Annotated in this window: 8 protein-coding genes and 1 pseudogene; 2 read left to right on the top strand and 7 right to left on the bottom strand. The window is 60.3% G+C overall.

The window, feature by feature from the left end:
• A pseudogene (locus ACXAG8_RS14760) lies at positions 1–80 on the top strand (electron transfer flavoprotein subunit alpha); the annotation flags it as partial.
• A gap of 73 nt (positions 81–153) precedes the next feature.
• Here ACXAG8_RS14760 and ACXAG8_RS14755 read toward each other — a convergent pair.
• Positions 154–981, bottom strand: coding sequence for a DUF6473 family protein (locus ACXAG8_RS14755; RefSeq protein WP_475227450.1), 828 nt, complete (start codon positions 979–981; stop codon positions 154–156).
• 162 nt (positions 982–1,143) lie between these two features.
• Here ACXAG8_RS14755 and ACXAG8_RS14750 point away from each other — a divergent pair, with 162 nt between their 5' ends.
• On the top strand, positions 1,144–2,019 hold the full coding sequence (locus tag ACXAG8_RS14750; RefSeq protein ID WP_475227447.1) for a 3-hydroxybutyryl-CoA dehydrogenase: 876 nt from the start codon (positions 1,144–1,146) through the stop codon (positions 2,017–2,019).
• An 83-nt stretch (positions 2,020–2,102) separates the two neighbouring features.
• Here the strand turns inward: ACXAG8_RS14750 and ACXAG8_RS14745 are convergent, their stop codons facing one another.
• From ACXAG8_RS14745 to ACXAG8_RS14720, 6 genes are read right to left on the bottom strand one after another with little or no spacing between them, the layout of a single operon-like run.
• A complete protein-coding gene (locus tag ACXAG8_RS14745; protein ID WP_475227466.1) occupies positions 2,103–3,002 on the bottom strand; it encodes a lysophospholipid acyltransferase family protein in 900 nt (299 codons plus the stop codon).
• Positions 3,003–3,039: 37 nt separating this feature from the next.
• Positions 3,040–3,309, bottom strand: coding sequence for an HPr family phosphocarrier protein (locus tag ACXAG8_RS14740; RefSeq protein ID WP_475227441.1), 270 nt, complete (start codon positions 3,307–3,309; stop codon positions 3,040–3,042).
• Positions 3,310–3,325: 16 nt separating this feature from the next.
• Positions 3,326–3,718: a PTS sugar transporter subunit IIA gene (locus ACXAG8_RS14735; RefSeq protein WP_475227437.1), complete on the bottom strand. Its 393-nt coding sequence runs from the start codon at positions 3,716–3,718 to the stop codon at positions 3,326–3,328.
• Complete coding sequence (gene rapZ, locus ACXAG8_RS14730) at positions 3,715–4,596, bottom strand: RNase adapter RapZ (RefSeq protein WP_475227434.1); 882 nt, start codon at positions 4,594–4,596, stop codon at positions 3,715–3,717. Before rapZ ends, ACXAG8_RS14735 begins: the two co-directional genes overlap by 4 nt.
• Complete coding sequence (locus tag ACXAG8_RS14725) at positions 4,593–5,063, bottom strand: HPr kinase/phosphorylase (protein WP_475227430.1); 471 nt, start codon at positions 5,061–5,063, stop codon at positions 4,593–4,595. The genes rapZ and ACXAG8_RS14725 overlap by 4 nt, the downstream gene beginning before the upstream one ends.
• 3 nt (positions 5,064–5,066) lie before the next feature.
• Entirely contained in the window at positions 5,067–6,785 is a 1,719-nt protein-coding gene (locus ACXAG8_RS14720) for an ATP-binding protein (RefSeq protein WP_475227426.1), read from the bottom strand.
• Positions 6,786–6,788 lie beyond the last annotated feature (3 nt).

Genomic DNA, 6,788 nt, shown 5'->3' with positions numbered 1-6,788 from the left:
CGATCTTCCAGGTTGCCGATTTCGGACTGGTCGCCGACCTGTTCCAGGCCGTGCCGGAGCTGACCGACAAGCTGGGCTGACGCCTGCCTGCACGGCGCAAATGCGAAAACGAAACTGGCCCGCCCCACCGGCGGGCCTTTTTCTTTGCAGCCCTCACGACAACTCCAAGACCACCCCATAAAGCGCATCCGCAACCTGCCGATGCGTTGCGGGGCCAAGCACATGTTCTGCTATCGGCTGTTGCAGCGTGCCAAACAAGACATCCTCGAGATGATCAGAGTCCGCCGAAGGACGGACCGTAAGTGACAGGCTGCCTGCACATACCTGGCCCAGCCGCTTGAACATGGCTTCGGTCACAGGAATCGGGTCGCGCGCGATATTTGCGTCAACAGGGTTGGCCCTTGGGTCCGGGGTCCGCAGCAACAACAGGATAACCGGCGTTTCGATGCCCGCGGCAAAGTCTTTCATGGCCCCCAGCCAAGCCTCGCGCAACTCATGCGCCACAAGCTCGAAACGAGCATCAGAGCAGGACTGCAAAAGCGTCACGAGATGCCGCACGAAATGCACCTCGGTAAAATCCACCTCGGGGTAAAGAGCAACAAGGTTCGGCGTAGGCCCGAGAAACCGGTCATTGCGCCTGGGATGGACCCGGTAATAGCAGTTCGATTGCCCCAGAACGCAGGGCGGCTGCAATATGCAGAGATCCGCCTTGTTCACGATCTCGCGCAGGCTTTCGTCCTGCGACAGCGCTTCGGCCCCGGTGAACAGGCTGCCCAGGTTGATGCAGCGCCGCCCCAACCGCCGTTCGAGAAGAGACACATACGGGTCCGGGACGAACCGCCCGAATGTTTCATCTGCCCCCACACAGGCGATGAACGGTTTGTCCGTTGACCGTGCCGGCCCGCGAAACCACAAACCGGATGTGCCATATTGGCACGCGGCATCGGCGGCCCAGTCAGGACCGGTTTGATGATAGCTCATATCACTCACCCAAATTTCACCCGGCATCTAATGTGGCCCCAAGGATTTGAGAAATTCTTAATGCGCGCATTTGAAGCGAATTCTTGCAGACTGCGCCCCTTGCCGCCCGCCCCGCTGAGCCGATAAGGTCGCGGTAACCTGTCATGCAGAAGGCACCTGAAAATGGACGTAAAATCGGTCGGAGTGATTGGCGCCGGGCAAATGGGAAATGGCATTGCCCATGTTCTGGCCTTGGCAGACTATGACGTTCTGCTCAACGACATCGACCAGGTGGCGCTGAACAATGCGGTCGAGACAATCAAAGGCAATCTGGCGCGGCAAGCATCGCGTGGCAAGATCACGGACGATGCGGTGCGCGCGGCGCTGGGTCGGATCAAGACCACGTTGAACTTGCCGGAGCTGGGTCAGACAGATCTGGTGATCGAAGCGGCAACAGAACGCGAAGCGGTCAAACAGGCCATTTTCGAAGACCTGCAACCGCATCTGCAGCCGCATACGATCCTGACATCGAACACATCGTCAATTTCCATCACCCGCCTGGCCAGCCGGACGGACAGGCCGGAACGGTTCATGGGGTTTCATTTCATGAACCCGGTGCCGGTGATGCAATTGGTGGAACTTATCCGCGGGATCGCGACCGACGAGGAAACCTTTGCGGCGTGCAAAGCCGTGGTCGACCGGCTTGGCAAAACCTCTGCCAGCGCGGAAGATTTCCCCGCTTTCATCGTGAACCGCATTCTGATGCCGATGATCAACGAAGCGGTTTATACGCTTTATGAGGGCGTCGGAAATGTGAAATCCATCGACGAGTCGATGAAGCTGGGTGCAAATCATCCGATGGGGCCGCTGGAGCTTGCGGATTTCATCGGGCTGGATACCTGCCTGGCCATCATGAATGTCTTGCATGACGGCCTGGCCGACACCAAGTACCGCCCCTGCCCGTTGCTGACCAAATATGTCGAGGCCGGATGGTTGGGCCGCAAGACAGAGCGCGGGTTTTACGACTATCGCGGCGAAGCCCCGGTACCGACACGTTAGGCAGGGACAGGGGGCCAGCCCCCTCGCCCGGACATCTGTCCGGGCTCACCCCCGGGATATTTTTGGCCAGATGAAGGGGCGGATCAGGGCTTTGTCGACCGGCCCAGCGACAGCGTGTGATTTCTGAGCCATGTCATGAAGCCGCGCGGATCTTTTTCGAGCAATTCCATGTCGCTGTCCGTGATCGGCTGACCAATGACGGGCGATTGCGGGCGGTTGCAGGACCGAACGATTTCGTGCAGCAGCAAACCCTGCCGCAAGATCGGCGACAGGCGGTTGGCGATCTGGTACCACCGCGAATTGCTGCCGGGAAAGAAGATCGGCACGACCCTGGCCCCCGAGCGACGGATCATCTTGGCGGTGAACACGTTCCATTCGCGTTCCTGGGCAGGTCCGAACCAGTCATCCGAAGACATCACGACGCCGGATGGAAACAGGGCCACGACGCCGCCGTTTTTCAGGTGGTCCATCGCCTTGCCGCGCATTTCGAGCATTTTGGACTGCGCTTCTGGATCATGCGGAAACGGCACAGGGATCATGAAGGAGGTCGCAGCCTCGTCCAGACCGGTCAGGACCGAGCGCGTGAGGATTCGGTAGTCGTTGCGAACTTTGCCGATCAGTTCGGCCAGGATCATGCCGTCGACCATACCGTGAGGGTGGTTGGCAACAACGACAACGGGACCTTCGCTTGGGATATTGTCGATCTGGTCCTGGGGGGTCGTCAGATCGATCCCCATCACCTGAAGCGCGCCGCCCCAGAATTTCTGACCCCGGTAGTATTCGTTCTTTTTTTCGAATTTGTTGACCATCCGCAGGATCGTCAGTTTACCCGTGCACCATTCGATGGCGCGGATCGCCGTGGACGTCCAGGCATCATCGAACGAGTTGGCATATGTCAGGGTTCTACGGTCGTAGACTTCGCCCCGGTCCCGGGCCCCATCCGCCGCCGGGTTCGTTTTGGTCTCGTGCGTGGTTTCCGCCAATTCCTGGTCTTCCCGTTCTTCGTGTCGCAGCGGGCTGTCAGAACCCTTCCCCAAACTTGTCGTTCACCAGGGTTTCCAATGCCTCCGCCAACGCCTCAGCATCCGGTCCGGACGTCTCGACGTCAATAGTCGTTCCGCGCGACGCTGCCAACATCAAAAGCCCCATGATACTGTCGCCCGAGGCTGAAAGGCCGCCCTTTGACACCTCTGCCGTTGCGTCAAACCCTTCGACGACTTCGACAAGCTTTGCCGAGGCGCGGGCGTGCAGGCCTTTTTCATTCACGATTTTCAAACTTTTATTGGCCATTTCAATCAATCCGATTTCAATCCAGCGTCACGTTTTGCGCATTGATATATTTGCGTCCGGCCTCCATCGCGTGGCGAACGGCATCCGCCACGGGCAAGTGGCGGCTTTTGGCCAATTTGATCAGCATTGGCAGGTTGGCTCCGTAAAGGATGCGGCGGTCCTGCGGGGCGCAGGCGCGCAGGCTGAGATTCGAGGGGCTGCCACCAAACAGGTCGGTGACGACAACCACGCCATCGCCGACATCGACCTTGTCCGCCGCGCGGCAGATTTCGGCCTCTTTCTTGTCGCGGTCGTGATCGGCATCAATGGCAATCGCGATCAGTCCGGGCTGTTGCCCGACAACATGTTGGGTGGCTGCCAGGTATTCCTGGGCCAAACCTCCATGTGCAACGATTACTATCCCGATCAATCCGGCCTCACATTCAATGATCGTCGTTCCATCTCGCGATGCCTAATTGCCACCTGCTGCCCCCCTTCTGCAAGGGCCTTTGCGATAGCTTCGGCCAGAGCGACCGAACGGTGTTGCCCGCCGGTGCATCCAAAGGCCACCGAAAGATGCGCCTTTCCTTCGGCCCGAAACGCCGGAAGAAGCACCCGGATCAGGTCCAGGACACGATCGAAAAACGCGTCATAGTTCTGATCCGACCGGACATAGGCTGCAACGTCCGGGTTGCGCCCATCGGCCGACCGCAGTTCGGCCCGCCAATAGGGGTTGGCAAGAAACCGGCAGTCAAACACCATGTCCAGCCCGCTTGGCAGGCCGCGCTTGTAGGAAAAGGATTCGATCGAGACAGCCAGGTGGCGCCCTTCCCGCGGTGCGAACCACCGTTCGACCTCTTCGCGCAGTTGGTGCACGTTCAGCGGGCTGGTGTCGATCAGTGTATCGGCGATCTCGCGGATCGGATGCAGCAGTTCCTTTTCCTGCCGGATACCGATTTCAGGGCTGGATTCGGTCGCCACCGGGTGCCGCCGGCGGGTTTCCGAGAATCTGCGCAGCAGGACGTCGTCGCTGCAATCCAGATAGAGCGTCGCCAGGTCGACATTTTCAATGCGGTTCAACCGTGCCACCAGGTCGATGAATCCGCCGGTCGAAAACTCGCGGTTGCGGGTGTCGATCCCAAGCGCCATCGGCCGCGCGGGTTCCGGGCCATCCAGCAAACGCGGCAGCAACCCCATCGGCAGATTGTCGATCGCCTCGAACCCCAGGTCTTCGAGCACATGGATCGCAGTGGACCGCCCCGCGCCGGACGGCCCGGTCACAAGTACGATTCGGCGTTGCTCTGTCATGCGCACGGCCATTGCGGATCGACACGTCCCATTTTCAGTAACTGCATTAAGGCTGATGCCAAATTGGGCACCCCTTGCGCCTTAAGCAAGGGAAGAGTTTTCCCCACCAGTTCAATACTGTGCAAGTCCGGCAGGCGTTTTGGTTCTGTTTGCCCCAGGTCAACGACCACGCGGACCGGAACCGGGCCTGCTGCGCTGGCCTTCAAAAGACCTATTCCCCGCGCCTCGATCAGCCCGCGGATCGGATCGACGGCGTCCGCCGAAACGGCATCCGAACCGGCCCGCAGATGGACCCGGTCATCTGCGACCAGGTCTGCGCCCAGCGCCATCATCTGCAAGGCCAGCGCCGATTTTCCCGAACCGGACGGCCCTGTTATCAGCGCGCCGTTACCTGCGGCCGAAATGCAGGACGCGTGAATAATTGCGGCAGGATCGGGTGTGCTGTCGGGCGGCGCGACGGGCTTCATGACTTAGACGGGCAGGCCGACGACGAAACGGGCGCCCAGCGGGTCCGATGTCACATCCGCTTCGGTCGGGCGGATATTCTCGGCCCAGATCACGCCGCCATGGGCCTCGACGATCTGCTTGGAGATCGCAAGCCCCAGGCCCGAGTTGTTGCCAAAATGCTCTTCGGGCCGTTGCGAGTAGAACCGTTTGAACACTTTGGTAAGGGCCTGGTCCGGGATACCGGGGCCGGTATCTTCGACGACGGCAAGGACGCGGTTGTCACGGCGGCGCACCCAAACGCGAATGGCGTCCCCTTCCTCGCAAAAGGAAATCGCGTTGGTGATCAGGTTGACGAATACCTGCGCAAGCCGCGCTTCAAGACCATTAACCACGATCGGATCGGGCGGCAGGTCGGTGATGTAATCAATCCCGTTCTTCTTGGCATCTTCGCCCAGAAACTGCCCGATATTGCCAAGCAGCTTGAGCAGGTCAAAGGGCTGTTCTTCTTCTTTGACCAGTTCCGCATCCAGGCGCGAAGCGTTGGAAATGTCGCTGACAAGGCGGTCAAGCCGGCGAACATCATGTTCGATAACACCCAGCAGCTTTTCGCGCTGGTCATCGCGTTTGACCATCCGCAACGTTCCCACGGCGGATTGCAGGCTTGCCAGCGGGTTCTTGATTTCATGCGCCACATCGGCCGCGAACTGTTCATTGGCGTCGATCCGGTTGTACAGTGCGGTCACCATGCCCCGCAAAGCCTGGCTGAGGCGGCCGATTTCGTCCGGGCGTGCGCTCAGGTCGGGGATACGGATGCGGCCCGGATTGACACCTGCGCCCCTGTCTTTGCCCATTTCCGCCGCTGCGGCCAAATCCGCCAGCGGGTTGGCAATTGTTGACGCCAAGACCAGGCTCAGGCCGATGGACACCAAAAGGGCAACGACAAACATCTGCAGGATACGTTCTTGTTCCTTCCGCGCCAGCGCGTCAATTTCGCCTGCGGGTCCGGCCATGGCAACGGCGCCGACCGGGGCACCGTCAAGCATGATCGGCGCGGCGGCCACGATCACGGTGTCCCCGGCCGAATCTGCCACCGCCTGAACCTGCATATGGCCATCCAGCGCGTTGGGGATGATGTTCTGAACCCTCTGTGCAAGGGTTGGGGCCTCGGTCTGCGAGGTGCTGCTGAAGATCGAAGAAACCCCGGTCCAAACCGCGTTCAGCGCGTCGCTGATCAGCGTGCCGCCGCTGGGCGCATCCGTTTCCGCCCGAACCAGAACCGGCATATTCGCCGCCAGGGACGCACCCCGCGTCCAGCCGATCAGCGTACCTGACGCATCATAAACAAAGACCTCTCCGCCTTCTGGCAGGCTAAGCCCCGACAACGTGTCCTTGACGTCAAGGTCGGCGGCATCCTGCGGCTGCGAGGCCGCCGCCTGACGCAGTTGCGCTTCGAACACGTTGCTGACCAGTTGCGCGTCACCGATCAGGTTGCGCGCCGTCTGCTGCACCCGTTCTTTTCGCGTGTCATCCAGATACAGCAGGCCCGCAACAAGGATAATCAGTGCGATCAGGTTGAATGTGATGATCTTGCGCGCCAGCGGCGAGCCACGCAGCGAAAAGAGGTTTCGCCGCGACCTTCGCTCGCGCAGTTCGGCGGACTCAGAGTCCAGAGGGATAACCCAGTCATCCCCCAGAACGACGTCACCGTCGCGTAGATCGCTGGCTTGGTCGGTGTCGCGCACGGG

This window comes from Ruegeria sp. ABD4_443, assembly GCF_056160865.1.
The sequence above is the reverse complement of the archived record's forward strand: the minus strand, read 5'-3'. Positions and strand labels throughout refer to the sequence as shown.

Excerpts from the sequence above, each read along its gene's own strand:
- ACXAG8_RS14755 (WP_475227450.1), bottom strand. The coding sequence starts at position 981 with ATGAGCTATCATCAAACCGGTCCTGACTGGGCCGCCGATGCCGCGTGC.
- ACXAG8_RS14750 (WP_475227447.1), top strand. The coding sequence starts at position 1,144 with ATGGACGTAAAATCGGTCGGAGTGATTGGCGCCGGGCAAATGGGAAAT.
- ACXAG8_RS14740 (WP_475227441.1), bottom strand. The coding sequence starts at position 3,309 with ATGGCCAATAAAAGTTTGAAAATCGTGAATGAAAAAGGCCTGCACGCC.
- rapZ (WP_475227434.1), bottom strand. The coding sequence starts at position 4,596 with ATGACAGAGCAACGCCGAATCGTACTTGTGACCGGGCCGTCCGGCGCG.
- ACXAG8_RS14725 (WP_475227430.1), bottom strand. The coding sequence starts at position 5,063 with ATGAAGCCCGTCGCGCCGCCCGACAGCACACCCGATCCTGCCGCAATT.